This is a genomic window from Halorubrum trueperi, from assembly GCF_042662525.1.
Classification (GTDB): domain Archaea; phylum Halobacteriota; class Halobacteria; order Halobacteriales; family Haloferacaceae; genus Halorubrum; species Halorubrum trueperi.
Map to the genome: position 1 here is coordinate 310838 of NZ_JBHSXI010000023.1, position 25780 is coordinate 336617.

28 protein-coding genes are annotated in these 25780 nt (G+C 54.6%); 20 read left to right on the forward strand and 8 right to left on the reverse strand.

Annotated features, from left to right (window positions below; translation table 11 throughout):
- The first annotated feature begins 35 nt into the window (after positions 1–35).
- Both ACFQEY_RS16765 and ACFQEY_RS16770 read left to right on the forward strand, forming a co-directional pair.
- On the forward strand, positions 36–2045 hold the full coding sequence (locus ACFQEY_RS16765; protein WP_379770822.1) for a 3-hydroxyacyl-CoA dehydrogenase/enoyl-CoA hydratase family protein: 2010 nt from the start codon (positions 36–38) through the stop codon (positions 2043–2045).
- On the forward strand, positions 2042–2413 hold the full coding sequence (locus ACFQEY_RS16770) for a cyclophilin-like fold protein (RefSeq protein ID WP_379770824.1): 372 nt from the start codon (positions 2042–2044) through the stop codon (positions 2411–2413). The genes ACFQEY_RS16765 and ACFQEY_RS16770 overlap by 4 nt, the downstream gene beginning before the upstream one ends.
- Positions 2414–2513: 100 nt before the next feature.
- Here ACFQEY_RS16770 and asd read toward each other — a convergent pair whose 3' ends face one another.
- Positions 2514–3560, reverse strand: a complete 1047-nt coding sequence (gene asd, locus ACFQEY_RS16775) for an aspartate-semialdehyde dehydrogenase (RefSeq protein ID WP_379770826.1) — start codon at positions 3558–3560, stop codon at positions 2514–2516.
- Between the two features lie 243 nt (positions 3561–3803).
- Between asd and ACFQEY_RS16780 the strand changes: the two genes are divergently transcribed.
- Together ACFQEY_RS16780 and ACFQEY_RS16785 are read left to right on the forward strand one after the other, a co-directional pair.
- Positions 3804–5483 (forward strand): Na+/H+ antiporter NhaC family protein, encoded by a 1680-nt coding sequence (locus ACFQEY_RS16780; protein WP_379770828.1) that lies wholly within the window; start codon positions 3804–3806, stop codon positions 5481–5483.
- Positions 5484–6187: 704 nt separating this feature from the next.
- Positions 6188–6688 carry a hypothetical protein gene (locus tag ACFQEY_RS16785; RefSeq protein ID WP_379770830.1) on the forward strand — a complete coding sequence of 167 codons (501 nt, stop codon included), beginning with the start codon at positions 6188–6190 and terminating at the stop codon, positions 6686–6688.
- Here the strand turns inward: ACFQEY_RS16785 and ACFQEY_RS16790 are convergent.
- Positions 6685–7278 carry a GIY-YIG nuclease family protein gene (locus ACFQEY_RS16790; RefSeq protein ID WP_379770832.1) on the reverse strand — a complete coding sequence of 198 codons (594 nt, stop codon included), beginning with the start codon at positions 7276–7278 and terminating at the stop codon, positions 6685–6687. The two genes, ACFQEY_RS16785 and ACFQEY_RS16790, sit on opposite strands and share 4 nt — an antisense overlap.
- A gap of 342 nt (positions 7279–7620) precedes the next feature.
- Between ACFQEY_RS16790 and ACFQEY_RS16795 the strand changes: the two genes are divergently transcribed.
- Positions 7621–8289 carry a competence protein CoiA family protein gene (locus ACFQEY_RS16795; RefSeq protein ID WP_379770835.1) on the forward strand — a complete coding sequence of 223 codons (669 nt, stop codon included), beginning with the start codon at positions 7621–7623 and terminating at the stop codon, positions 8287–8289.
- Positions 8290–8391: 102 nt separating this feature from the next.
- Here ACFQEY_RS16795 and ACFQEY_RS16800 read toward each other — a convergent pair whose 3' ends face one another.
- The 4 genes from ACFQEY_RS16800 to ACFQEY_RS16810 all read right to left on the reverse strand — a co-directional run bounded on the left by ACFQEY_RS16800 (position 8392) and on the right by ACFQEY_RS16810 (position 10270).
- Positions 8392–8805, reverse strand: coding sequence for a TRAM domain-containing protein (locus ACFQEY_RS16800; RefSeq protein ID WP_379770837.1), 414 nt, complete (start codon positions 8803–8805; stop codon positions 8392–8394).
- A 56-nt stretch (positions 8806–8861) separates the two neighbouring features.
- Positions 8862–9014, reverse strand: a complete 153-nt coding sequence (locus ACFQEY_RS18820) for a DUF7837 family putative zinc-binding protein (RefSeq protein ID WP_459863334.1) — start codon at positions 9012–9014, stop codon at positions 8862–8864.
- 120 nt (positions 9015–9134) lie between these two features.
- Positions 9135–9416 carry a PadR family transcriptional regulator gene (locus ACFQEY_RS16805; RefSeq protein WP_379770840.1) on the reverse strand — a complete coding sequence of 94 codons (282 nt, stop codon included), beginning with the start codon at positions 9414–9416 and terminating at the stop codon, positions 9135–9137.
- Positions 9417–9493: 77 nt separating this feature from the next.
- Positions 9494–10270 (reverse strand): hypothetical protein, encoded by a 777-nt coding sequence (locus ACFQEY_RS16810; RefSeq protein WP_379770842.1) that lies wholly within the window; start codon positions 10268–10270, stop codon positions 9494–9496.
- Between the two features lie 235 nt (positions 10271–10505).
- On the opposite strand from ACFQEY_RS16810, the gene ACFQEY_RS16815 reads away from it, so the two are divergent.
- The 4 genes from ACFQEY_RS16815 (at position 10506) to ACFQEY_RS16830 (ending at position 13522) form a co-directional block, all read left to right on the forward strand.
- Positions 10506–10979, forward strand: coding sequence for a hypothetical protein (locus ACFQEY_RS16815; RefSeq protein ID WP_379770844.1), 474 nt, complete (start codon positions 10506–10508; stop codon positions 10977–10979).
- On the forward strand, positions 10976–11425 hold the full coding sequence (locus tag ACFQEY_RS16820; RefSeq protein ID WP_379770846.1) for a hypothetical protein: 450 nt from the start codon (positions 10976–10978) through the stop codon (positions 11423–11425). The genes ACFQEY_RS16815 and ACFQEY_RS16820 overlap by 4 nt, the downstream gene beginning before the upstream one ends.
- 5 nt (positions 11426–11430) lie before the next feature.
- Positions 11431–12582 carry a hypothetical protein gene (locus tag ACFQEY_RS16825; protein ID WP_379770848.1) on the forward strand — a complete coding sequence of 384 codons (1152 nt, stop codon included), beginning with the start codon at positions 11431–11433 and terminating at the stop codon, positions 12580–12582.
- A gap of 406 nt (positions 12583–12988) precedes the next feature.
- Positions 12989–13522, forward strand: coding sequence for a hypothetical protein (locus tag ACFQEY_RS16830; RefSeq protein WP_379770851.1), 534 nt, complete (start codon positions 12989–12991; stop codon positions 13520–13522).
- A gap of 765 nt (positions 13523–14287) precedes the next feature.
- Here ACFQEY_RS16830 and ACFQEY_RS18825 read toward each other — a convergent pair.
- Positions 14288–14779: a DUF7344 domain-containing protein gene (locus tag ACFQEY_RS18825; RefSeq protein WP_459863342.1), complete on the reverse strand. Its 492-nt coding sequence runs from the start codon at positions 14777–14779 to the stop codon at positions 14288–14290.
- A gap of 175 nt (positions 14780–14954) precedes the next feature.
- On the opposite strand from ACFQEY_RS18825, the gene ACFQEY_RS16835 reads away from it, so the two are divergent.
- The 6 genes from ACFQEY_RS16835 to ACFQEY_RS16860 all read left to right on the forward strand — a co-directional run bounded on the left by ACFQEY_RS16835 (position 14955) and on the right by ACFQEY_RS16860 (position 19241).
- Positions 14955–15188: a hypothetical protein gene (locus ACFQEY_RS16835; RefSeq protein ID WP_379770853.1), complete on the forward strand. Its 234-nt coding sequence runs from the start codon at positions 14955–14957 to the stop codon at positions 15186–15188.
- 464 nt (positions 15189–15652) lie between these two features.
- A complete protein-coding gene (locus ACFQEY_RS16840; RefSeq protein ID WP_379770855.1) occupies positions 15653–16153 on the forward strand; it encodes a hypothetical protein in 501 nt (166 codons plus the stop codon).
- On the forward strand, positions 16150–16614 hold the full coding sequence (locus ACFQEY_RS16845; protein ID WP_379770858.1) for a hypothetical protein: 465 nt from the start codon (positions 16150–16152) through the stop codon (positions 16612–16614). Before ACFQEY_RS16840 ends, ACFQEY_RS16845 begins: the two co-directional genes overlap by 4 nt.
- A 14-nt stretch (positions 16615–16628) precedes the next feature.
- A complete protein-coding gene (locus ACFQEY_RS16850) occupies positions 16629–17771 on the forward strand; it encodes a tyrosine-type recombinase/integrase (protein WP_379770861.1) in 1143 nt (380 codons plus the stop codon).
- A 104-nt stretch (positions 17772–17875) separates the two neighbouring features.
- A complete protein-coding gene (locus ACFQEY_RS16855; RefSeq protein ID WP_379770863.1) occupies positions 17876–18781 on the forward strand; it encodes a hypothetical protein in 906 nt (301 codons plus the stop codon).
- Between the two features lie 199 nt (positions 18782–18980).
- Entirely contained in the window at positions 18981–19241 is a 261-nt protein-coding gene (locus ACFQEY_RS16860; protein WP_379770865.1) for a hypothetical protein, read from the forward strand.
- Between the two features lie 96 nt (positions 19242–19337).
- On the opposite strand, the gene ACFQEY_RS16865 is transcribed toward ACFQEY_RS16860, so the two are convergent.
- Positions 19338–20243: a hypothetical protein gene (locus ACFQEY_RS16865; protein WP_379770868.1), complete on the reverse strand. Its 906-nt coding sequence runs from the start codon at positions 20241–20243 to the stop codon at positions 19338–19340.
- Positions 20244–20720: 477 nt separating this feature from the next.
- Here ACFQEY_RS16865 and ACFQEY_RS16870 point away from each other — a divergent pair, with 477 nt between their 5' ends.
- The 5 genes from ACFQEY_RS16870 (at position 20721) to ACFQEY_RS16890 (ending at position 25758) form a co-directional block, all read left to right on the forward strand.
- Positions 20721–21416 carry a hypothetical protein gene (locus ACFQEY_RS16870; RefSeq protein ID WP_379770870.1) on the forward strand — a complete coding sequence of 232 codons (696 nt, stop codon included), beginning with the start codon at positions 20721–20723 and terminating at the stop codon, positions 21414–21416.
- On the forward strand, positions 21409–21543 hold the full coding sequence (locus ACFQEY_RS16875) for a hypothetical protein (protein WP_277424151.1): 135 nt from the start codon (positions 21409–21411) through the stop codon (positions 21541–21543). Before ACFQEY_RS16870 ends, ACFQEY_RS16875 begins: the two co-directional genes overlap by 8 nt.
- Before the next feature lie 599 nt (positions 21544–22142).
- Positions 22143–22898, forward strand: coding sequence for a coenzyme F420-0:L-glutamate ligase (locus ACFQEY_RS16880; RefSeq protein WP_379770873.1), 756 nt, complete (start codon positions 22143–22145; stop codon positions 22896–22898).
- A 4-nt stretch (positions 22899–22902) separates the two neighbouring features.
- A complete protein-coding gene (locus ACFQEY_RS16885; protein ID WP_379770875.1) occupies positions 22903–23886 on the forward strand; it encodes a 5,10-methylenetetrahydromethanopterin reductase in 984 nt (327 codons plus the stop codon).
- Positions 23887–24045: 159 nt separating this feature from the next.
- Positions 24046–25758 (forward strand): methyl-accepting chemotaxis protein, encoded by a 1713-nt coding sequence (locus ACFQEY_RS16890; protein ID WP_379770960.1) that lies wholly within the window; start codon positions 24046–24048, stop codon positions 25756–25758.
- Positions 25759–25780: the final 22 nt, after the last annotated feature.

The window sequence follows — 25780 nt, forward strand, 5'->3', positions numbered from 1 at the left end:
AAACGTTCAACCGGGACGCTTCCGACCGCTCTTGTATGCAGCTCGAAGACGTCCAGCACGTAACGGTCCTCGGAGCCGGAAACATGGGCCACGGCATCGCCGAAGTGGCCGCGCTCGCCGGCTACGGGGTGTCGCTGCGGGACATCGAAGAGGAACTCGTTCAGGACGGCTACGACCAGATTGAGTGGTCGCTCGGCAAGCTCGCCGAGAAGGACCGGATAGGCGAAGACGAGGCTGAGGCCGCTCTCGACCGAATCGAGCCCCAGGTCGACCTCGAAGACTCTCTCGCCGACGCCGACGTGGTGATCGAGGTGGTCCCGGAGAAGATGGCGATCAAAAAGGACGTGTACGGCGAGGTCGTCGAGTACGCGCCCGAGGAGGCCGTCTTCGTCACCAATACCTCCAGCCTCTCGATCACCGAGATCTCGGAGGTCACCGACCGCCCCGAGCGATTCTGCGGGATGCACTTTTTCAACCCGCCGGTGCGGATGGACCTCGTCGAGGTGATCTCCGGGAAACACACGTCCGAGGAGACGCTGGAACTGATCGAAGGATTCGCGGAGTCCATGGGGAAGACCCCGGTCCGCGTCCGGAAGGACAGCCCCGGATTCATCGTCAACCGCATCCTCGTTCCCCTGATGAACGAGGCGGCGTGGATCGTCGACTCGGGCGACGCGACGATAGAGACGGTCGACTCGACCACGAAGTTCGACATGGGGCTCCCGATGGGCTCGTTCGAGCTCGCCGACCAGGTCGGCATCGACGTGGGCTACCACGTCCTCCAGTACATGCACGAGGTGCTCGGCGAGGCGTACCGTCCCTGCCCGCTGCTCGTCGAGAAAGTCGAGTCCGAGGAGCTCGGCAAGAAGACCGGCTCCGGCTTCTACGACTACGAGGACGGCGGCGCACAAGTCCCGACCGACGCGATCGATCCGGCCGTCCGCCGCCGACTGCTCGCGGTGATGGCGAACGAGGTCGCGGGGCTCGTCGGCAACGACGTCGCCGACGCGTCCGCGATCGACCGCGCGGTCATGCTCGGTGCCGGGTTCCCGGACGGCCCCGCGAAGCTCGCCGACGCCGAGGGGCTCGACGAGCTCGTCGACGTTCTCGACGAGCTCCACGAGGAAACGGGTGAGGCACGCTACGAGGCGACCGACTACCTGCGGGAGGCCGCCGAAGCCGGCGGTTTCCACGGTGACGGGGGTGTGAATGGCGCGGAAGGGCAGGACGGCGCGGACGGCGAGAGCGACGACCCGTTCGCGGGCTACGACACGCTCGACGTCTCCGTCGAGGACCGCGTCGGGCGCGTCGTAATCGACCGCCCGCACCGGATGAACACGATAAGCGGCGAGCTGCTCGACGAGTTCGCCGACGCGATCGACCGCCTCGACGCCGCCGACGAGGTTCGGGCGATCCTGCTGTCCGGCGCGGGCGACCGCGCCTTTTCGGCCGGTGCCGACGTCCAGAGCATGGCGGCCGGCGGCGCGGACCCGATCCACGCGGTCGAGTTGTCCCGACAGGGCCAGCAGACGTTCGGGAAGCTGGAGGAGTCCGACAAGCCCGTCGTCGCCGCCATCGACGGCTACTGTCTCGGCGGCGGGATGGAGCTCGCGACCGCGGCCGACGTGCGGGTCGCCTCCGAGCGCTCGGAGCTCGGACAGCCGGAACACGACCTCGGGTTGCTTCCGGGCTGGGGCGGTACCCAGCGGCTCGCCCACATCGTCGGCGAGGGGCGCGCGAAGGAGATCATCTTCACCGCGGACCGCTACGAGGCCGAGACGCTCGCGGAGTACGGCTTCATCAACGACGTGGTCCCGGACGACGAACTCGACGAGCGAGCGTGGGAGCTGGTGACGCAGCTCGCAGCCGGACCGCCGATCGCCCAGAAGTACACGAAACGCGCCATGCACGCCGGCCGGACCGACGCCGAAGCCGGCCTCGAAGTCGAGGCGATGGGCTTCGGCCACGTCATGAACACGGACGACCTCATGGAGGGGATCACGGCGTTCATGGGCGACGGCGAGCCGGAGTTCGAAGGGAAATGAGCGACCTGCAAGTCCGCGTCGGCGACCGCGAGCTGACGGCGACGTGGACGGACGACGCCCCCGAAGTTCGCGAGGCGATAGCGAGCGGGCTCCCGCTCGCCGGCGACGCCGAGCGGTGGGGCGACGAGCTCTACTTCGACGTTCCCGTCGACGTACCGGCGGAGAACGCGCGGGCTGCGGTACCGGTCGGGGCGGTCGCCTACTGGCCCCGCGGGAACGCGCTCTGTCTCTTCTGGGGGCCGACGCCCGCCAGCGAGGGAGCGGAGCCGCGCGCCGCTAGTCCGGTGAGCGTGGTCGCCGAGATCGACGACGTGCGCCCGCTGCGGTCGCTGTCCGGCGGTGCGAGCGTCGCGATCGAACGGGAGTAGGAGTCGGATTACAGCCTCGAAACGACCGGAAGCGTCCGCCGCCAGTCTCGAAACGTGCGGAGACTTCAGCACCGAACGGAGGCGCGTCGCTGCGACCCGTCTAGACGTACCCTTCCTCGACGAGCAGCTCACCGTTGAGCAGCGACGCACCCGCTGCACCGCGGATCGTGTTGTGCGCGAGGCAGTTGTACTTCGCGCCGGCGTCGGTCGCCTGCACGCCGCCGGCGACGACGCCCATCCCGTCAGCGTACGTGCGGTCGAGGCGGGGCTGCGGGCGCTCCGGTTCGTCGTCGCCGAAGACCTTGATCAACTGGTCGGGGGAGCTCGGAAGCTCGGCTGCGCCCTCGAACGACCGCATCGCCTCGCGGAGGTCGTCTGGGGACGGGTCCTCCGCGAACTCGGCGAAGACGTTCTCCAGGTGGCCGTCGAGCGTCGGGATACGGTTACAGGAGGCGGCCACGTCGGCGCTGTGGAGGTCGACCGCCGCGCCGTCGAACTCGCCGAGCAGCTTCCGCGACTCCGTCTCCATCTTCTCCTCCTCGCCGCCGATGTGCGGGATGGCGTTGTCGATGATCTCCATCGACGTGACGCCGGAGTAACCCGCACCCGACACGGCCTGTAAGGTGGAGACGCGGACGCTCTCCAGGCCGAACCGATCGATCGCCGCGAGGGTCGGAACCATCGTGATCGTCGAGCAGTTCGGGTTCTTCACGAGAGCGCCGTCCCAGCCGCGCTCGTCGCGCTGGACCTCGATCAGATCGAGGTGGTCGGGGTTGATCTCGGGGATCGTCAGCGGCACGTCCGCGGCCATGCGGTCGTTCGAGGAGTTCGACGAGACGACGTGTCCCTCCTCCAAGAAGTCAGGCTCGACCTCGGCGGCGACGCCCGAGGGAAGCGACGAAAAGAGGAGGTCGACGTCGGCGTCGGCGACGCCGGCCGGGGTCGTCTCCGTCACTTCCATCTCGGCCACGTCGTCCGGGATGGGCGTGTCGACGCGCCACTTGGCGGCCTCGCGGTACGTCTTGCCGGCGCTGTCCGCGCTCGCCGTGACCGCGGCGAGATCGAACGTCGGGTGATCGTCGAGCAACTGGATGAACCGCTGACCCACGGCACCGGTGGCACCGAGGATGCCGACTCGTACAGACATTGCACGTGGGTCGGTCACAGGGACGTAAGTGCGTTCGGATACGCGCCGGTTCCGCCGACCCCGGTCACCTCGAAGACTGCCGCTATTCCAAAAATCTGAATACGCGTTTGACAGTATGCGACGAACAGGGCCTTTCTCAACAGATTTGCGCAGAATCTTTCGAGTATTTCCGATATTATTCTCGACTCCGGCAGTCGTTCGGCCGGGGAGGACTTATGTACATCTGCGTGGGATACGGTACCAATGACCGAGTTCGGAGCGCTGTCCGTCTTCCCGCCGTTGCTCGCGATCCTGCTGGCGGTGATCACTCGCAAGGCGGTTCTGTCGCTGTTCCTCGGCATCTGGTCGGGGGCGGTGATCTACACCGACGGCATCGGGATCGTCCAGACGTTCGAGTGGATCGTCGCAGCGATCTCCGACGAGTTCCAGGCGACGATCATCGTGTTCACGCTGCTTCTCGGCTCCGGCGTCGCCATGGTATGGAACCTCGGCGGGACCGCCGCCGTCCGCGACTGGGCGCTCGACCGGCTCGACAGCCAGCGGAAGGCCGGGCTCGTCGCGTGGGGGCTCGGGCTCGTCCTCTTTTTCGACGACTACGCGAACACCGCCATCGTCGGCTCCGCGATGAAGGACGTCTCCGACCGGCTCCGGATCTCCCGAGAGAAGCTGTCGTACGTCGTCGACTCCACCGCGGCACCGGTCGCGACCCTCGGGATTTCCTCGTGGGTGGCGTTCCAACTCTCGCTCATCGGAGAGGGATACGAGTCGGCCGGCGTCGCCGAGGCCGATCGCCCCGGGACCGTCGAGGTGTTCCTCTCGTCGATCCCGTTCAACATGTACGCGATCCTCGCGATCGCGATGGTCCTAGTGATCGTCGGCTCCGGGCGCGACTACGGCGAGATGCTGACCGCAGAACACCGCTCGTGGACGACCGGAAAGGTCACCCGCGACGAGGCGGTGCCGATGCAGGACGTCGCCGGCGAGCTAGGCGAGCCGCCGGCGTCGACGCCGCGACTCAGAAACTTCTTCGTCCCCGTGGCGGTGCTGATCGCGGTCACGATCGCGACCGCCCTGTGGTCCGGTGAGTTTTCGTCGGCCGGCTTCGTCGGCGATCTCCTCGGCGGCGAGTTCGCTCTCGCCGGGCAGCGACTGTGGGACGCGGCGCTCGGGGCATCCTACGAGATCGCGCTCATGATCGGCTCGTTCGCGATGGTCGCGAGCGGGTTTCTGCTCGGAAAGATATACGGCGTCTTCGGCGTCGGCGACGCGACCGAGTACACGATAGACGGGTTCGGGATCATGCTCACCGCGGTCTCCATCCTCGCGCTCGCGTGGGGAATCGGCGAGGCCATCGACGCGCTCGGAACCGGCGACTACGTCGCGACCGCGACCGTCGGTGCCGTCTCCCCCGAGCTCTTGCCCGCGCTCGTCTTCGTGGTCGCCGGCGTGATCGCCTTCTCGACGGGAACCTCCTGGGGAACGATGGGGATCGTCACTCCCATCGCAATCCCGATCGCGTGGGAGATCAGTGGCGGCGGCCCGGCGGGACACACCCTCGTCGCGGCGATGGTCGGCGTCATCTTCTCCGGTGCCATTTTCGGCGACCACAGCTCGCCGATCTCGGACACGACGGTCCTGTCGGCGACGTTCACCGGCGCAGACCTGATCGACCACGTCCGGACCCAGATCTACTACGCCGTCACCGTCGCCGTCGTCGTCGTCGTTCTGTTGGTCGCGTGGGGATACACGCGGGTGACACCGCTCGCGCTGCTCCCGCTCGGGGCCCTGCTTCTCGTCGGGCTCGTGTACATCCTCTCGGAGATCGACGCAGCGCGTCGCGGGATCGATCCGGTGTCTGCGAACGAGTCGCAGGCGGACGACGGCGAGGCGGTGATCGTCGCCGGGAGCGAGCAGGACGATTAAGCCCCTCCGCGCGCTACGACCCAACGCGCGCCCTCAGTCCCCGCCCGAGTACTCCCCGATGGGAGCGATGACCGCGCGGAGAACCCAGGCGCGCGACATGTGGTCGCTGACGCGACCCGCCCGTCGCCGCGCAGGCGACCGCCCGCCACGAGGGTTTCCCGGTCGACGCGGCACGCCGCCGGAGATGAGACCGGTCGTTAGTGTCGCGGGCGACAATCTACTAGTAGATAGCTACCGCCACGAAACAAATCCACACACGACGGCTGTATTGGAATCCCTGGCAGATAATATATTTTGACTCGGTTGTGCTCAAGACAGGGGACTCAAATACTGAGCGGAACCGGGGTCAAATACATCAGTTGGAGAGGTTTTTAACAGAGCCATCCCAGTCTAATTTCTGATTTATTCTCTCGTAGGCATTCTTAATCAACGCCGTGCAGATGAGTCCCAAACTTGCATCGACGAAAACCTCAACAAAGGAACATAGGATGTTCATATATAGGTAGTAGTTATAGTGCCGTCGATGATTGATTGAGCGTAGGTTTTTATGAATTGGCGGGTCTGTTGAGATCCTCTACAACCGGTTCTCGGGTTCAGTGGGAGTTTTAGCGCTCAAATAGATAACAAACCTTCTCACTTACGCCATCAGAATTATTCAATGGCACCCAATAATGTTTAACCAGATGGCTCGTTAACCATTATATATGGCTGACAAGATTGAACAATCTGGAGACCACCTCAGTATCAAGATTATCTCCCTCACAGACATTGATTTGTCGAAGTTGACGGATAATCCGAGAGTATCTGGGGATGGTGGGCAGAGGCGAGTGGCATTCTTTGAAATACACAATAAGAGCGATGATCCATGGGAATGGGAAGAAGATGGGTTTCAGTTCGTTACTAAAGATGGATTTGTTATGGAACCAGATCTAATTCGTATCCCATCTCATAACCTTCCAAAAGGGTGGTACTCTTCAACTGTGGATATACCCTCATCAGCCAAAGCGAAAGTAATCGTTAGTTTAGGCCAGCTTGATGAAAGAGATCATATTGACTACATATTGTATAAGAAAAATCTTGCTGAGGCATGGTATAGCGCCTTATCTGATGAGGAAGTCAGAAATTATTCAGACAAATTTGAAGAGATAAAATTAGATATACCTAATGATCTGATCCATGAGTTAGATAAATTGCCAGATATTTAGAAAAAGTACGCATATTTTCCAATACTATCTTCTTGGAGATCAGTATCTGGCCCTATATCTGAATATTCACCCGCGACACTACCTTCTGCTTTTTTAGCATCTGCTTTTGAGGGATACCAGCGGATCTCTTCGATTTTGATAGGCGAAAATATTTTTGTAAATAGAGATCCATTATTTACTACATGTTTAGTTATTCTTTCTTCTACTTTATTACTCCAGCCAACATAATATATGTCCTCAGCGTTGTAACAGTATTCAATCCACGCTGGATATGAGATATATGGATCGTATTTCATGTTCTTTGTTTCAGTATCAAGCGCTTCTTCGAATGAGTTAGGCCTTGAAGTGCTTGAAGTTCTATTATCTCTCCTTTCTTTGATTGGGTCTAAATATAGTTTCTCATCATCATTAGGATATTCTTCTAGTAGCTCTTTTGCAGCTTCTATCGTTGATTCTTTTGATTTTGCCTTATTACACTCAAGTACATAAACAGAATCAGATTTTTCATCACCTGGATGGGATTTTTCGACAAATTCTTTAATTCTTTGTTTGACTTCTTTTGTATTTGGATTCTTGACAGGCAATCTCATTTGTCTGTTATTAGCATATTTGACATTACTTATAAATTTAGTCTTCAGTCCATGTTCGAGTGTAGCTTGATATATTACGGGCGTATCTTCATCTATCTAAAACGATAGGCTCAGAATATCATACTAGTGTTCCCTAACAATTCGTGGTTCTAGAATAAGCCTCACAGCAATAGAACCTCAATTCGCAGTCTTCAGTAATCAGTTGTTTCAGACAAGGATATGTCTGAAGAAGATGGTTTCAACAAAGCTACAATAATCTATCTGAAGAATAGAATTCCAACAGAAGCCCGGCTCAATCGGCAATTGAGCAAGTAGGAGTCTGGCTTACAGGCTGTTGACGATGTGGAGACACACAACTGTGGTGATGAGAGCATGTTCATAGCGAAACACACGAACAATACCGTTGTTACTGGTGTGGACTGGGAGAATCACGTGAAGAAAAATGGGGCGGTGAACCCACGTCTTTCATGCCCGATTTGTGCGAAGCCCGTTGAGAGGAGTGGATCAGTAAATCATGTGGTTAATTATTTTTCACATGCTGACGGGACGTTGGATTGTTTTGCGATTGAGTCAGCATCCGATTCACATCGACTCGGTGTTGAACTGACAGTAAAGGCCCTTTACAATCGCGTGCGGGAGATCTTCGGGTTACCTATTGAGATTGACGTAGAACGGCGTGTCGGGGATCAGTCTAATTTTGTAATTGCAGACATTCGGATGTCGTCACCGTTCCAGATTGTTGCTGAGGTGTACTACAAGAAGGTGTATCTTGAATTGGTACGGCGGTTACAGACGCTATTTGCGAACAATTACCAAGCATTTATTATTTTTCATACTGAGGGGCGGCACGATGTGGAACAGGTTGAACAAGAGATTCAGCGAATCGCTCCATTACAGGTTGGCCGATTCGATCCTGACTCGCTGGAAGTCTCGCTTGGGGATTTATTTTCGAGGGAGCACGTGCCAGTGAGTCCAGCAGTACGGGACTTACTGCCAATTCATATACGGTAAATTGGCTCCGTTGAAACCCCACTCTTCAGCCACAGCTGGTAGCTGAATACTGCGTATCAGTCACGAGGCTCCTTCCACAGTGAAGAAGATTAGCGCTTCAGATTACTCGTAGTAACTGACGCGCTCGACAACTTCCGCGAACGCGACATTCTCGCGCACATCGGTGATCTCGATAGTGACACGCTCGCTCTGTTTGGTGTCGGGTACAATAACGACGAATCCGCGCTCAACACGGGTGATGCCATCGCCTTGGTCGCCAATGTCTTCGATCTCAACAGTGCGTTGTTCGCCTTCCTCGACAGGGGGCGTCTGTGGCGTTTGCTCGGGCTGTGGAGCGGCGTCAGTATCGTTGGCCTCGTTGGTCGCGGGTACCGGTAGAACAGCCACACGGTACGTCTCATCTACCTGTAGGCCGCCAAGGCGGAGCTCTTGCGCCGGTACCTCAACCACATATGACCCGTTGCGCTCTTCGACACTGCCCGAGAACAGACAATGTAGTTGCTCTGAAATCTCCATTTGTAGACCTTACACCGGATACGCGACGAAGAACACTTTATTCTGCTGTCTGTGAACTACTCCGGCGCGACAACGTCTTCGCATACCGGACATTCGGCCCACACCCCCTCGGTACCGTCTTCCTTCTCGTACTCAACAAGAATCCACGCTTCCGAAACGTCCTCACCACATTCCGGGCAACGACCGAGGGACGATTCGTCAGCGTTCATGGAAAGGGGAAGGAGCGTGTGACAGTGTTCCTTCCAAACGAATGTCAACCGGCTGTGAACGTAAGCCTTTGGCGGCATTGTGGGTTGAACACACTGGATTTCCGGTGGATACTCACTATTTCAGTTCGGTGATTCGGTATACTGGTTTTCCCATTCTTCCCGTGCTGTGATTTCGCGTTGCCCGCGTCTGGTCAGCGTATACACGTTTGTTCTGCGATCTTGTTCGCCTTTCTCAACGAGTCCTTTCTCAACAAGCGTGTCCAGATTTGGATAGAGTCGTCCATGGTGAATTTCTTTCTCGTAGTAATTTTCTAATTCATCTTTCAGGGCAAGTCCGTGAGGGTCATCGAGACCCGCAACTACGTACAGTAAATCTCTCTGGAATCCTGTCAAATCGTACATAGTTATAAGTAGTGTTATAAATTATTAAATCTATTGTTGTGTCAAAACAAATCCCAGTCGTTGTACTCAGGGTGAAGCTAGAAGTACGGAAGTTCACTCGGAGTGGTCGATTGGTCACTATGAATGCGGCGCTGACTTAAGTGGTAGAGAACATTGAGTTGAATTTCTTCGGCCATCATATCAAGGGCTGTTTGCTGTGAAATAGTGGACGAATCAGTGCGTGGGGACTGGGCATCTAACCACTTAGCGAGTGCATCCCGCCAGTCGTTCGTGTCAAACCCTTCGTCCAGATTTTTGTCATCCGGTTTTAGTCGGTCATGAGTTGGTTCCTTGTATAATTCTGTGTTCGTATCAACCAATATTATATCTGGGATAGTGTCTGTGTCAGGTGATTCAACGCGTGATTTCCCGATTTTAATGCCGTCGGTTAGTGCTCGTCGGAACTGTAAGAGTTCGTCAACGCTCTGTGACGGATTCATTGCTGATCCAACGCCACGATCGGGGTCATTTGGTGAGGTTGATTCGTCCCGGGGGTGGAGCATCATGTCTTCGACAATATCTGTGTAGTCGATTGGTTCGTTCGTGATGATGTAGGCGAGTGCGATCAGGTACTGGGCACACTCTTCCCGATCCATATCTGTGTGCGAATCGACGCGGGTAAAGAGGTCGCTTAGACTGTCGGTCGAAGGCTGCGAGATTTCATCAAGATCTTGATCGAATAAGAACTTGATGTCGTCCATCAGCTCGGCTATGGCGATCGTAAGTGCATGTTTTTGGTCATAACGGCCGTGGTCGCCTGAGAGCCACTGCTTGTCGGTGTCTGTGAGGAGACCTTGTCTCTTGTCAGATGTCATACCTTCGGGTTTCGCGTAAAATTTATTAATAGTAATGGTCGCAGCGCAGATTCAGCGAAAGTCTCGAAGTCTGCTTCGAAAAAAGCAGATTTCGCTGCTGACGGGAGTTTGGGGCGCATGTCGTTCCGACTAATGAGAAGCGGTTTGCCGCCGACCAGACGTATCAATCAGCGATTGCCTATTGGCTTAGTCCCCGTGCGTGTGCGTATGTGTGTACGGAATGAGGTGAATAACGATGAGCGCTGACGGGGCGCAAGATGGAGCGTCGGAGTGCGAGACTGTTGTCGCAACGTCGTATGTCCCGCAGGGGCAGTATGAGCGGTGGGAAAGTGAGGCTACGAAGCGGAACCAGTCTGTGAGCTCGTGGATCGCGTCGATGGTGGAGACTGGGTTACGCGATATTCAGGTTGAAGCGGAGTCGCCGGATGAAATCGGTGATCTACGTCGTCGACTACGGCAGTTGCGGAATGAGCGAGACGAATTACAGCAAAGATTGAATGCGCAGCAGCAGCAGGAGTACCAGGTTGGCCTGGGTAAAATAAAGGACCTGATTATTGAGAATCCAGGGTTGAATCGGAGAGAAATTATGAACCATGTGAGTGACAATATTGCGGTGTTTGTTGACGAGTTCTTGGATCACTTGGAGAATTCAGAGTTCGTTAAGGACGACGGTGACTGGTATCCACCGGAAGAGGTGAACAAGCGATGATGGAGCTGTCTCGGAAGTCCGGAGACTTCCCACCGGTCTACTCCACATTCGATCAGATTCCCGAGGAGAGGCGGTTCTGTACATACGAGGATCAATTTGCAGGTCGGGATATTTGGAGTGAATATATTGACGACCAGTATACTGGAGAAGACGGTGTTCGTAATTACCGACAACGTCAGCTTGTGGAAAGGGTGTGGAAGCAGTTCTGCGAAGAGCAGGACTGTCACCACGCGTTAGCATCCCCGACGGTGATAAACGAATGGTGCGAAGAACTACTGGAAACTCGAAAGCCAATTACCGTGAGTCGGGGGTACCTAAGGTTTCTAAACACGTTCTATCGGTACTTGATGTGGAACGTTGAGTACCCACACACGTACAATCCAGTTCAGTTTGCTGCAGCGGAGTTTGAGACAGTTTCCCACGTTGAAGGGCTTGTGTACGAGTGATTATAATGAGTGAAAAACCAGAGGACGACGACGAGTTATCAGCATTTGACAAGTTTGGAGAGGCATTCAATCAAGATGAGGATAAACTTCGGGAGTTTGATGAGAAATTCAGGCAGTTGGATGAGGATCCCTTAGAGTTATATAAGAGTACTCGGATTGGTGGACAGAATATCACGAAGAAACATATTCAGCGCAAGAAGAGTAATATTGATCGGTGGAAGCGTCATATGGCAGGATACGATCGGCATGCTGCCTGCCCAAGTACGAGGCATGCCGGTGATTTTATTGATGTGTTGATAACGGAAGACCTATCAAAAGATTATACAAAACGGATACTGAGAATTATTAGAAATATGTTTGATTATTGGTCGAAGCACCCGAAGATGCCGCATGGTACAGGCGATGCTAAAGGGTACAATCCAATTGAGGCCGCGATGATGTTCAAGGAAGACAAGATCAATAGTGAAACAGCCAGTGAGGCACGGTCAGTGCCGCGAATAACGGTTGAAGAGTTGGGACACCGCTTGCGAAATGTAAAAAACCTATTACATATAGTGGTGATGAATACACAGTTTAAATACGGAATCCGTGGGTCGCAGGTTTGCCATATTCAGCTGCCAGAAGTCAAGATCGAACATAAGGAATTGAATGAGTTGTACCCGTCTTTGGGTACACATCATCGTATTGAGGATATGGATGGGGATGTTATTTATTTCGCATCGCGGGATGAGACACCGGGGGTCAAGTCAGAGCGGCCGATAGTGATGCCGATTGATCGTGAGACTCGACAGTTGCTGGTGAAATATCTTCGGCAGCGTCCACCGGTTAAATCGTCTTGGTTGTTCATTAATAATGCGACTGGGAATCAGCTCCAGACGGGTTATCTGAACAGCGCGATCTACAAGCCGGCGTTCCATCCTGAGTATAGTGGATCTGACGAGATGAGACCTGTTACGTCGCATTATCCTCGTCATAAATTTACGACGCATTGGAAGAAGGAGAAGGATATTAATCACGAGTTGGTGAAATATATGCGAGGTGACAAGCAAGGGGAGCTGAAGAATAATAAGACAGATGCTGTGGATTATTATGTCCACACATATTATGAGGATATTAAAGACGTGTACTTGTCGAACATCTATAAGTTCAATCTCTAGCATTTCTATCAAGTTATCCTATCTTTCTGGTATTAATTACTTATAGTAATAAATGGCTGTGGTCTCACAGCAGTTAGAATAGGTTTGATCTACGTAGCTATTGGATGGTCGAATTTTATAATTGACAGTTGGTGATGATGGTTGAGGTAGTTGAGGTGACCCCGAAGAGTTTGATATATATGAAATTGAAGAAGATACTAGCATTTTCTGGATTCCAGACCGGGAAATCCGGATTATGCTAGTACACCTGCGGAAGTCATCGGGGACAACGTGTTAGTTGTATACAGGGGATTCATAGACCGAATTTACCATACACCTCTCTCACTTCTGTTAGGAACGCCCTACAAGATACAGAGTATCTATCCATCAATAGTATTATCAGTATTTGTTTTGTTAATATTCAGCCATGATCGCGGCAGCAGCTATCGGATTTGGTGCCACGGTAGTTGGAGCACTTGTCGGAGCAGGTGCTTCAATTTGGACAACAAAAAAAGCTCAAGAATCAGAAATGAAAAGATGGTATGCAGACTATTTTTTGGAGAAAGAATCACAGCGAATGGCTGATTTATATGCTGATATTGAAGATTGTCACTACACATTAAATCGATATGGGAACGCACCCCCCTCTGAGCGTGAGGTGTATGAGGAAGAAGTAAGTCCGAAACTTGAATCGTACATACGGTCATTCAGATTAGCTCAAATACATCTTGATGATGAAGAAGAGGAGCCACTGAAGGAGCTTTTGGGCAGTTTTAGACGAATGGATTACCATATTATTCGAGAAATGCCTGACGAAGAGTGGAATGGCTACAATCCTCCTCAAACCGATACCGACCCGTGGCACGAATTTTCAACTGATTATGAGCGTGCCATGGAAGTGATGGAAGAAATATTGCAGCCCGCCGCCTTAGACAATATTGAAGATAACTTTGGTAATTAATACAAATACCACTCATTTTGATGCATTTGTAACATGATGGTCATATAGCATTAGGAAATCACGACACGCGGATTATGCGCATTGTATAGACCGATCTGAACAGATAGCTTTCCGTAGACTTCCCATGCCAGATACGCGCGCTGGATCTCGCACGGTTGACGGAACATCCCTCTGAGCTGGTAGAATTCTGGGCGGTCAATACGCACCTCTCATCGACCAGCTGTTTCAGATGAGAATTTGTCTGAAGAAGAGGATTTCAACAGAGCCACTTGAATATGTTCGCCAAGATGGACAGATTGAGTTAGAAGTCGGGAAGTACGTTCACACTTGGAAGTTGCTAAAGTTGTTGAGTGGTAAATATGCTGAAGACGGTATAATGGGGACACAATGGGAGATGGATAGTGGACAACGGTTGTAAGAAAGACTGCTCATCTACAGACGGAGCAGGCTGAGTGCCTCGGGGCTTGACCCCAAGGCAGTTCACGAGTGTAGGACTACCGTGGATCGTCTTGTTTCTCAAGCAATTGTATTCCCCCATTCTGAGTAATACCATAGTGGATGTTCATGGTGCCATCCGGGTCGATTCCAAGGTCAACTAGATCATCGGCTCTAAGATGGAGTGACACACCCACTGGGTCACCATTGTCTCGCCGTATCACTGGGGTTTCCCAAGGGCCTTTCACGACATCAGCCGACTGAGCCTCGCAGGAGTGACCACCTTGATCATTCGAAGTACTGGATGGGTCGCTTGCCATAGCGTACTTATTAGGTACTTGGGTAATCGTCAATTGGTGATTGCGAGGTTAGTCCGCCAGCATAGAGATCAGCTGCAGACGTGTGGAATACCATGTGGATCGGTGAAGTCGTTGACACTGCGATAAGGAGCGGGAACAGGTTCTGAGCCGGGCGCACAATCTTCCGATCTGAGTCATACGATACGGCATCGATCGCGTCCAGGCGCGGGAGATGTGACTGGATCAACGAGGTGTACACGTTATGATACGGTTCGCCTGTCGCGCGATCGGTCGGAACTTCTTGTTCAATAGCTGTGATTTCTCGTGCAATCTCACGGACGGTTAAGTCTCCATCCGCAGAATTCTGTTTGTCATACTGGTCACGGTCTGATGGTTGCTGTGCGAAGGATTCTGAAACGTGCTCGGCAACGATGACGATGCAGAGACGCCGGCGTGAAGAACGGAGTGCGTGGTGGATTGCGGAGACTGAGTCATCAGAATACCAGTCCAGTAATGAATTCATACGTACCTCTTATGTTGGTTGTCTTCGGTGCCGGGACACCCGGGTGTGCAACGAGGCGTGAAGCACGCTTCATTGTCGACTGTCATGTATGCATTCTCCTATTTAATTCCTCGGTAGGAACTAATTCCTCGATTGGAGCAAATGTCTATTTTAACACGACTAGATGGTCCATACAATGGCAGGCCGAGAACCGACTATCACCGATGATGACGTACTCGATGTTTTCAGAGGTGCCACTGACCCATTCCTGACAACGAAAGAAGTTTCAGATGAACTGGATCTTGGACGCCGAGGAACTTACGATAGGCTGACCGATCTCGCAGACGAAGGCAAGTTGGAACGGAAGAAAGTCGGAGAATCAGCGATCATCTGGTGGTATCCAAAAGCCTTGGAAAATAACCATACGTAGTCACGGCTCTAGGCCAGTCAGTACATTTCACTGAGAGTCCACCCGCAGCAATATAGTTCGACTGTCGGTGAAAGATCGGGTTCAAGAAAGATTTATATGGTACTACCGTACTCGGAGATTCATCTCCTGCGTCTCGAAGTCGGCTTCGCAGAAGTTCCGTTGAAAATACGGCCGGACGATTAGTGGATGGCAGCACGGGAAGACCAAACCGCGATACGAACCGCCTCAGTCGCAACATTCGACGATCAACCCGTTGGTGTTTGCATCGTTTTATCGCCTGTTGACCTGCGCGCGCTCGGGATTGACCCGGACACGACGACAACTGTTCGGTACTGGGCAGATACTCAAGACCACCAGCTCAGACTGCGGAGCACCGAGCAAGAGGGGTAACACGCGATGACATGGCTCAACCACCGATTGACTACGCCGTTTCCCACGGTGAACGTCCACCAAGGAGTCCACTTATGCCAGATATAAGTGACGACAAGGCCACCGCTACGACGTATCCGCCGGCCGATCTCTATGCCGAGTGGTGTGTAGGTGCAGATGAGCGGAACATCCCGATCAGCCAGTTTATCATTCGGATGGTTGAGGCTGGGCGGCAAGAGATCAACCTGGATACGCTGACGAGTGATTCTGTCCAAGAACTCCGGCAGCAGCGAGCGGACCTACAGCAAGAATTAGATCGGGAACGTCGTCGTGTTGAGCAACTGGAACAGCAGCTCCACCATACGGCGCAGGTTGATATTCTGAAGTATATCGAGAAAAACCCGGGAGCGACAACGCCGGAGATCATTCAGCACGTCGCTGATACAGTCCCTTCCCGGGTTGCCAGTCACCTCGACGTTCTGGAAGGAGATGCGATTAAACACGGAGACGACGGGTATCACCTACAGGATACTCAGGGTGAAATAGACACTCCGAGTGACGTGGTCTCGTTCATCGGGGCTGGGGTGGATGGATGAACCGGAAGCCGACTTCACCAGAAGCCCATGCAGGCATCTTCCAAGAATACGGTGACATCCCAGCACGGTACCGCCTGGAAACCTACACGCAGCATTACGACGGTGTAGATACCCTACAGCGGTACTACGATGAGGTATACTACCCAGCACATGAGCCAGTCTCAGACTGGATGGAAGAGCAGATAGACCGCGTCGCCACCTCATGGAAGAACCACATGGCAGACCGTAACCGGCATCATGCGCTCGCTACACCGGAAGACGTGGACCTGTGGTGTCAGGACTTACTTGAGTTCTGCAGCCCGAAAACGAGTTACAAGTCGTATTTTCGCCGTATCTACAACTTCTACAATTACCTTCAGGACAGTCACCAGCACCCGCACTTGTACAACCCGCTGCTCTTAGCAGCAATCGAATACGACGCGACGTACCGCGTCTGGCAGTACCGAGTCAAACTACGATAACAATCTCAGTAATCATGAGTAACAACACTCCTTCACAGTCGAACTCAGACGACGCACGGAACGCATACGCAGAAGCATTCAACGAATCCGCAGACCCCTTAGCACAGTACAGCACCCAATTCTATGAATTACCGGACCCGTTCGAGTACTATATCGAGACGGTGATCTACAATAAAACAAACATTACGCGTGAGTCAACGATCAACGAATACCGACGGACGTACCGGCAATGGCGGAATCATATGGAGTCGAAGGATCGTCACCCGGCGTGCCCGAGCCCGAAGCATGTCTCTGGCTTTATTGCCTGGCGGCGTGACGAGCATGAGAATAGCCGCCGATCGATCAAATCCAAGTTAAGCCGGCTAATTGGTGCCTATGAGCACTGGCAGTCAGAGTCCGTTTTCCCTCACCCGTCGGATTTTAACCCGTTTGCACTGGCTCGGGAACGCACCGATCTTGGATCGAACTCGCATAAGCCGTTTCCGGACCCATCGTTATCTCAACTCCAAAGTGACTTCGCTGAGATCCAAGATGTGCGGAGTCGTGGTGTGATCGGGACTCAGCTCAAGGAAGGAATTAGGCGAGGTGAGGTCTGTAACCTACAATTACAGGACATTCATATTAGTCATAAGGAGCTACAAGAGGCGTATCCGGAGTTAGGAACACACCCCGCCCTTGAGGGGCGCGAGGATGCGATGTACATCCCACACGACAGAGAAGGGAATAAGTCGTCGAATCCTCGATTGCTGCCGATCGATGAGGAGCTCCGATGGTTGCTCGTGCAGTATCTGGCTACCCGACCGCAGGTTGATGAGCCGTGGGTGTTCCTGTCGGAGACGAGTTTCAGTCAGTTGGGAAAGAAGGATGTGAATGAGATTTGGAAGGATGCGTTTCATCCGAAGTATGCGGAGACGGACCAGACGAGAGGATTGACGAGTCACTTTGGCCGGCACTGGTTCAGTTCTCACTGGCGGTTAGAGATTGGGCTGGAACGGGAGCTGATCCAGTACATGCGTGGTGATCGTGTCGAACCGATTAATGAGTTCCCGGATGCGATTGACGATTACCTACATCCGAATTTCGATCACGTGGAGCAAATGTACCGAAATAACATCTTCAAATTAGATCTCTCAATGCGGCACTTCATCTCTAGCTAGCATAGGTGTCAGAGACGAACCGGTTCACCAAAGCAGAGAAGCAAACAACTCATCCCCTAAATCGGCAAAATTATGCGATCGGTTCTTGTTGTATTTCCATATTGATGGTAGATCCTGCATGGTTTTTTTCAACCTTGGCTCAAGCTACTGCAGCTTCGATCGGGTTCCTGATTGCATTTTTAGCAGCGTTGTATACTGCTAGGAAAAATAAGACACAAGACAATTATCGGGAGTTTATGAATCAGTTGCAGCAAATAGAGACAAATTACAAGCCTCTCCTACGTCAAATGCAAAAACAGCTGGTTGGTGTCACTGATTTTTCGGTATCTGGCGGCACTACTGAAGAGACCTGTGAAATTGATTTATCTCAATCCGAAATTGAGGATATTGCTGAGGAGTATGATCAATCGACTGCCGTCAGAATGTGGGCCAACTTAAATAGGAGTCAGAAGATTCTGGATCAAATAATTCTTCCACAGCCAAACAATAAAAAACGCTGTCAGCTTCGACGATTGAATGAATCATCGAAGGCGATGATTGAGCAAATTGATACAGCAGCATCTGCGTTTGAATTGCTTGGCGACACCAGTATCGGACACTTAGAACCGGAAGAAGTGAGGAACAAAGAGGTGTTTCCTGATGTAGTAGATGATGAATCAGTAGTAGTGAAGGGAACCCACCCAAAGACAGATACATTTCAGTCGTGGGAGAAGGTTCTTAGTGAGTTTCGACAACAAACGGTTAGAGCTGCAATGTGGACTCAGAATTCGGAACTGACTGTGGATTTTGATGAATTCAAGATAGCATTAGACCAAATACTGACACTATTCTTCATTGGTGTAGCCCTGCCCATGCTCTTTTTATTATCATGGGTACCGGATTGGTGGGTTACAACCAATGGACTGGCTCTCACAATTATTGAACTCGCATTTATTCTGGCGGTTAGCTACCACACAGTAGCATTATTCGGGACTGTCAAGAGTATATTGACCTACTCCAACAGGGTGTGAAGGTCTCAAAGATTGAGTTTTGACAGCCTAACGAAGATTTGAATCTGATCTTCGCTCTTCTGGCGGAGATTGTTGATACAAATCAGTCGAACTCGAAATGAGTGCTGAACCCCACGGAGATCGGTTTACAAGACGATTCTCGAACCGAAGTCAAACCCATCAAACCGCAAGAAGGCGGGCCATCAACAAACTGCTACACATGAGCGTACTAAAAATAAGTAGGTTGAACAGTATGCAGATAGACATTACAATCAAGTACTTCGCAGATAGATTATGGATAATGGCTGTAGCTTCTAACCCACAAAAAGCAGTTAGAGATGCGGTGGACGAGGTAACGGCTGATGCTGTTTCTATTGGAGACCATAATCCAGAAGATATTGAAGCATTTGATCGCGGGAAAAGGAACAAAAATATTATGTGGATATTCATGATCTTAGCACGGGAGAACGTGGTCAAGTAATTGTAGAATTAACTAAGAGATCACAAGTCTGGGAAGGAAAAGTGATTAATAAGTTTAAAATCTGATTTTAATCATTGATGTCCATACGGGACTGTATCAGCTGACATCTATGACAACTCCCACATGGACATCAGTTATTTCCTCCGTTGTTTCATATAATGTGTCTCCTTCTTCGTCTTGTATGACAACTTCGGCGAGAATTGCTTCATCAGTAGTTATATCAATATTTACTTCTTCTTCTGATATTATGAAGTTTGTCTTGCAATTTTGTAATTGGGTTTCACTCATATGGAGAGTTCCTCCCGTCTGAGGGCTCATTACTGTCAATTCCATTTTATATATATCAGATTGTTCACCATTATACTGAATATGACTACGTAAGATAGAACTTTCATCGTCAAGGATCTCTGGGGTTCTGACTAAACTCAGATGTTCAATCGTAATTGGACTTTCATCAGAACAAGATACATCATTAATACGATAGTAAGACGTAAAGGATAAACTGAACTTAGCATCTGTCCCTGGTTCATGGCTTTCAAAATGTAGATAGTATAATCCTGCTGGAACTTCTAAAGAAAACTCTGTAGTTTTTTCAATAGGCCTCCGGCTACCTTTCTCAATTGTATCAAATGGCTCGTTTTGAATAGAATTAAAATGATTGTCTGCATCGACCAACGAGACCTCTATGGGTGTTTTTTCATATCCAGGTTGCTCGTCTAAACTGACTTCATATTCAATTAATGCAGTAGTAGGAATTTCCAATGCAATAGCCTTCCGCCCAAATTCGCTTTCCTCGTCATTCTCCACCCCTACAGAATCAGTAATCTCAATAGAATTTATCTCTTCATTCTCGTCGGAAGGAGAATCCTCTGAATTGGTTGAATTGGTCGAATTGGTCGAATTGGTCGAATTGGAAGGTTCATCATTGTTGGCTGATATACAACCAGAGAGAGACGCCGTACCAACGCACGAAGAACCTAAAATAAACTTGCGACGATTCATTGGTTTAATATCGTATTAGTAGGAGGGACTTATATGATTTGTCAAGTGTGTTTGCGAGGTTCAGATGGTCGTAATATAAAGTAACATCAGAGTGGTTATGGTCGAAATCGAACGGCTCACTGAAAGTATCGCGTGGATCGACTGATCATTTGTGGAGCAATCTCAGGCGGTGTTTACAGGACGCTCTTCCGGCGGAGATTGTTGATACAACTCAGCCGAACTCTAAGTCAGTGCTGAACCCCACGGAGATCGGTTTACAAGACGATTATCGAACCGAAGGCAAACCCATTAAACCGCAAGAAGGCGGGCCATCAACAATCTGCTACACATGAGCGTCTGATCTTTTGAGTAGCCAGTTGGAGATCTCAAGAAGGATATAGGCTATTCTGTGGTGATCTTGATCTGCCATCGCTAGGCAATAGCTTTACATTCTAACCAGATAGATTCTACCCAACTTGTTGCCAGCGAGCTATATAGATGACTGGAACAGGCAGTGACGAAACAGACGATGATTGGACTGATGTATTCGATCCAGTAAGGGTCGAACAGTCGGTAGACTACGATCAAATCGAGAATGCGATAAATCGGTTCGAACGGACTATTGACCATCAGATCGACCTCTTACGTGAAATCGATAACAAAGCCCAGCGTGTGGTTCAATATACAGCCGTTCTGATTGGTGTTCTTTTAACTGCAATTTCACTTATCCCAGAAACTGATAGTGTCTCCCTTGCGGATGGCGGGCTGATCGCAACTATTTCGTTTTCGATTGGGTTAGTGGGTTTTCTTATTGCGATCTGCGCGGCAATCATTACCTTCCTGAGTAGCGTTCAAGAATATGGACTCGCGCGGGAGTTTGGGTATAACGTTTCGGATGGGGTTTTTGATGATCAGACATACAAGCAGGCAATCCTGAATAGCTACGCCGATGCGGTGGCCGAAAATCGCCGTGTCATTGCAATCAATGCCCAGCGGTTCGGATACTCTCTGGCAGCGCTTTTCGTGGGGATCGTGTTTTCGTCGCTTGCTGGATTTTTCTTCCTCACATCGTTCAGTCTGATAATAAATGTTTCTCTCGTTGGGGTGGCGACGATCTCTGTAGCCGTAGTGACCCTTGGGATATTCACGGAACGATTTTTAGTGCTGGAGCGTGACCTTCCAAGTGATGACTGACCCAGAAAAACGGACATCCGCGGCCGAGCTGGAAGATGCGGACGGGGTCACAGTAGATGATGATGGCCGGGTTCGGGCGAAGATGGTAAAAAACGCTAAGGGTGCGGCCGCCGAGGACGACGAGTAGTTGTTACAGCGGGGCAAGACGGAAGCCCACTCGCTTTAGCGGTGGGATGAGGCCGACACAGATTCATCAACTATTGTCCTGATTGCCGGCAGGATATTTGCACACGATGTCGGCGTATCAGGTTGTGACTGGTCTCAGTACGATGGCCGATACGTACCCGAACCGAGACGTGTTCGGTGGGCAAGAAGAACACATCCTATTAGAATTTGATTAGATCTGCGTTTTTTTGTGGGTATAATGCCTTCAAAACAGGTACTACACTTTCACCGAGCCTACTAGTAGATTTTCGTCCGGTAGTGTCGCGGGCGTACATTTTGAGTACGTTAGTAGAATAGGTTATGGATGAGACACGTATCCTCGATACCAGTCTCTCGGTGAAACCAATTATTCTCGCTTTCAGGTGATGGAAGCTCTCAGTACAGGAACAGCAGCGAAATATTGCGGGAGCGGGCGTGTCGATCTCATGATGTTTGTTTATACGTGAGTGAACAACCACGGGGGCGACGGTTGCGGGCTTACCACCCCACCGCTGGAGCCCGATACCGTCAAACCGGCCCGGTACCGGCGGGGTTTTTCCTCGTCGCCACGCAGTGGAACGCATGGAGCTGTTCGCCGTCCCGGACCTCCCCGAGATCCGGGAAGGGGACGATCTCGCGGCCATGATCGACGACCGAGTCGACTTTCGCGAGGACGACGTCGTCGTCGTCGCCAGCACGGTCGTCTCCAAGGCGGAGGGGCGCGTCTTCGACCTCGAAGACTTCCCGCCGAGTCCGCGCGCGAACGAGGTCGCCGATCGGCTCGCGGCGATCGCCGGCGAGGAGAAGGACCCGCGCTTCGCGCAGGCCGTCATCGAGGAGTCGACGGAACTGATCACGGAGGCCCCGTTCCTCCTGACGGCGACCCGGTTCGGTCACATCGGCGTCAACGCCGGGATCGACCGGTCGAACGTCCCCGACGGCGACCTGCTGTTGCTCCCGCAGAACCCGTCGGCGAGCGCGGAACGGATCCGCGACGGGCTCGCGGCCGATCGCGTCGTCGTCAGCGACACCTGCGGCCGACCGTTCAGACACGGCCAGCGCGGTGTCGCGATCGGCTGGGCGGGGCTGCCGGCGAGCCGCGACTGGCGCGGCGAGCGCGACCGCGACGGCCGCGAGATGGGCGTCACCGTCCAGAACGTGATCGACGAGCTGGCGAGCGCCGCCAACCTCGTCGCCGGCGAGGGCGACGGCGGCACCCCGGTCGTCGTCGTCCGCGGTTGGGCGTTCGGCGACCACGACGGCTCGGACAGTCACTTCCGCGAGGTCGAGGGCGACTTCGTCCGGCAGGCGCTGCGGGAGTGGCGCTACGAGGACTGATATCATGCTCGGAATCGAACTCACCCCCGAACACGACCTGCACCGCCTCGTCGACCTCGGCGTCCGCGCCGAGGCGGCCGGCTACGACGCCGTCTACTCGACGTGTCACTACAACAACCGCGACCCGTGGGCGTTCCTCTCGCAGCTCGCGACCGCCACCGACACCGTCCGGCTCGGTCCCGGCGTCGCGAACCCGTACGAGACCCACCCCGCGACGCTCGCCTCGAAGGTCGCCACTCTCGACGAGCTGTCGGGGGGCCGCGCCGTCTTCGGTCTCGGTCCCGGCGACCCCTCGACGCTCAGAAACCTCGGGCTCGAAGACGAGCGGGGGCTCCGTCCCGTGTTGGAGGCGTTCAAGACGGCCCAGAAGCTGTGGACCGGCGAGCGCGTCGATCACGACGGAACCTTCGAGGCCAGCGAGGCCGGACTCAACTACGAACCCCCACAGGGAGCGGACATCCCGGTCCACGTCGGCGGCGAGGGGCCGCACATGTGCCGGATGGCCGCGAAGCACGCCGACGGGCTACTGTACAACGGCTCGCACCCGAAGGACCTCGCGTGGGCCCGCGAGCAGGTGGACGACGGGCTCGACGACAGGCCGGACCGCCGGGGCGACTTCGATCTGATCGCCTACGCCGCCGTGTCGGTCGATGAGGACGAGTCGGCGGCCCGCGAGGCCGCCCGCCCGCCGGTGGCGTTCATCGCCGCGGGGGCGGCCCCGCCCGTGTTGAAACGGCACGGTATCGACTCCGAAGCGGCGGCGGTCATCGGAGAGCGCGTCTCGGCCGGGGAGTTCTCCGCAGCCTTCGAGTCGGTCACCCCCGAGATGATCGACGCGTTCTGTATGGCCGGCTCTCCGGAAACCATCCGCGATCGCGCCGCCGCGGTCGCCGAGCACGCCGACGGACTGGTCGTCGGATCGCCGCTCGGGCCGGATCTGGAGGACGCGGTCGACCTCGCGGCCGACGCCGTCGGCGATAGCTTTTAAACCCAACGTCGGCCTCTCGGCGGCCGGGAATCGAGAATCGATCGTGAGAACTTCGACGGGAGATTCATAACCCGGTTCCGCCCAGTTGCGGACATGTCGACCACGCGACGACGCCGCGCGGGCGTTCGAGGGCGGTACGAGTCCCTCCTGTGGCGGACGATGGACCTGCTGGGTATCTCGGAGTCGATAGAGCGGAAGGTCGTCACGGCCGTGGGGATCCAGTTCCTCGTGACGGTCGGAATCTTCCTCACGCCGTTTCTGCTCGCCGGGACGCTCTCGTACGTCGTCTCCGGCGCGCTGTTTCTCGGGGCCGTCGTCGCGATTTACAACACCCTCTTGATCGTCAGGCGCGATTTCGTCGCGCCGATCCGGCGACTGGAGGCCGGTGCGGACGCGATCGCCGCGGGCGATATCCGAGCCGCCGGACACGGCCCCGACGAGGCGGCCCTCGTCGGGAGCGACCAGCCCGACGAAATCGGGAACCTCGTGAACGCGTTCACGGAGGTCCAGCGGTACCTCGGAACCGTCTCGGCACAGGCCGAGGCGCTCGCCGCACACGAGTTCGACGACCCCTCTCTCGACGAGACGGTCCCCGGCACCTTCGGCGACTCACTCTCCGAGATGGCCGCGAATCTCGAAGCGTACACCGCGGAACTCGAATCGCTGGTCGACGCCTTCGGCGACGCCGCCGAGCGCGCACAGGGCGGCGACCTGACCGCGACGATCGACTCGGCGACGCTGGCGACCGACGAGGATCGATACGCCGAACTCGTCGAGAACTACAACCGACTCGTGGCCACGCTCGGCGGCACCGTCGGCGAGGTGCAGACGTTCACCGGGGACGTCGCGACGGCGAGCGACGACGTGCGCGCGAGCATGGACGAGGTCGACGGCGCGAGCGAGGAGGTCGCGGGGTCGGTTCAAGAGATCTCCGACGGCGCGGCCGAGCAGACCGAGAAGCTGGAGTCGGTATCAGGGGAGATGAGCACCCTCTCGGCGACGGTCGAGGAAATCGCGGCGTCGGCCGACGACGCCGCGGCGACCGCTCGGAACGCCGCCGATCGGGGCCGCGCCGGTCGCGAGGAGGCGGCCGAGGCCATCGAGGAACTGGAAACGCTCGAAGCGCGGATCGCCGAGACGGCGACGGCCGTGGCGAACCTCGTCGATCGGATCGAGGAGATCGACGAGATCGCGTCCGTGATCGACGGGATCGCGGAAGAGACGAACCTGCTCGCGCTCAACGCCTCGATCGAGGCGGCGCGGGCGAACGGCTCAGGTGACGGCTTCGCGGTCGTCGCCGACGAGGTCAAGGCGCTCGCCGAGGAGACGCGCGCCGAGGCTGCCGAGATATCCGGACGGATCGACGAGGTACAGGACGCGTCCGCGGGGACGGCGGCCGACGTGGACGCGATGGAGTCGCGGGTCTCGGAGAGCGTCGGGACCATCGAATCGACGCTTCGGGAGTTCGAGGAGGTCGTCGAGGACGTGACGACGGTCGACGAGACGGTTCAAGAGATCAGCGACGCGACCGACGATCAGGCGCGGACGACACAGGAGGTCGTGGACATGATCGACGGGATCGCGTCCGTCAGCCGGCAGACAGCGACAGAAGCGGAGAACGTCGCCGCGGCCGCAGAGGAGCAGACCGCGACCGTCTCCGAGGTAACGCGTCACGTACACGCGCTCTCCGATCAGTCCGACGAGCTGCTCGCGACGCTCGACGAGTTCGTCGTTCCGGCGGACGAGTCGGGTGAGCCGGGCGAGTCGCGTGAGCCAGGCAAGTCGGGTGAGTCGTTGGAGAAATGGTCCCGTGCGGACGGTTCGGAGCGCCCCGCCTCCGCGCCGGCGCAGTCGAGCGCGGGCGACGACTGAGTCCTCGAAGAACTGGTGTCGG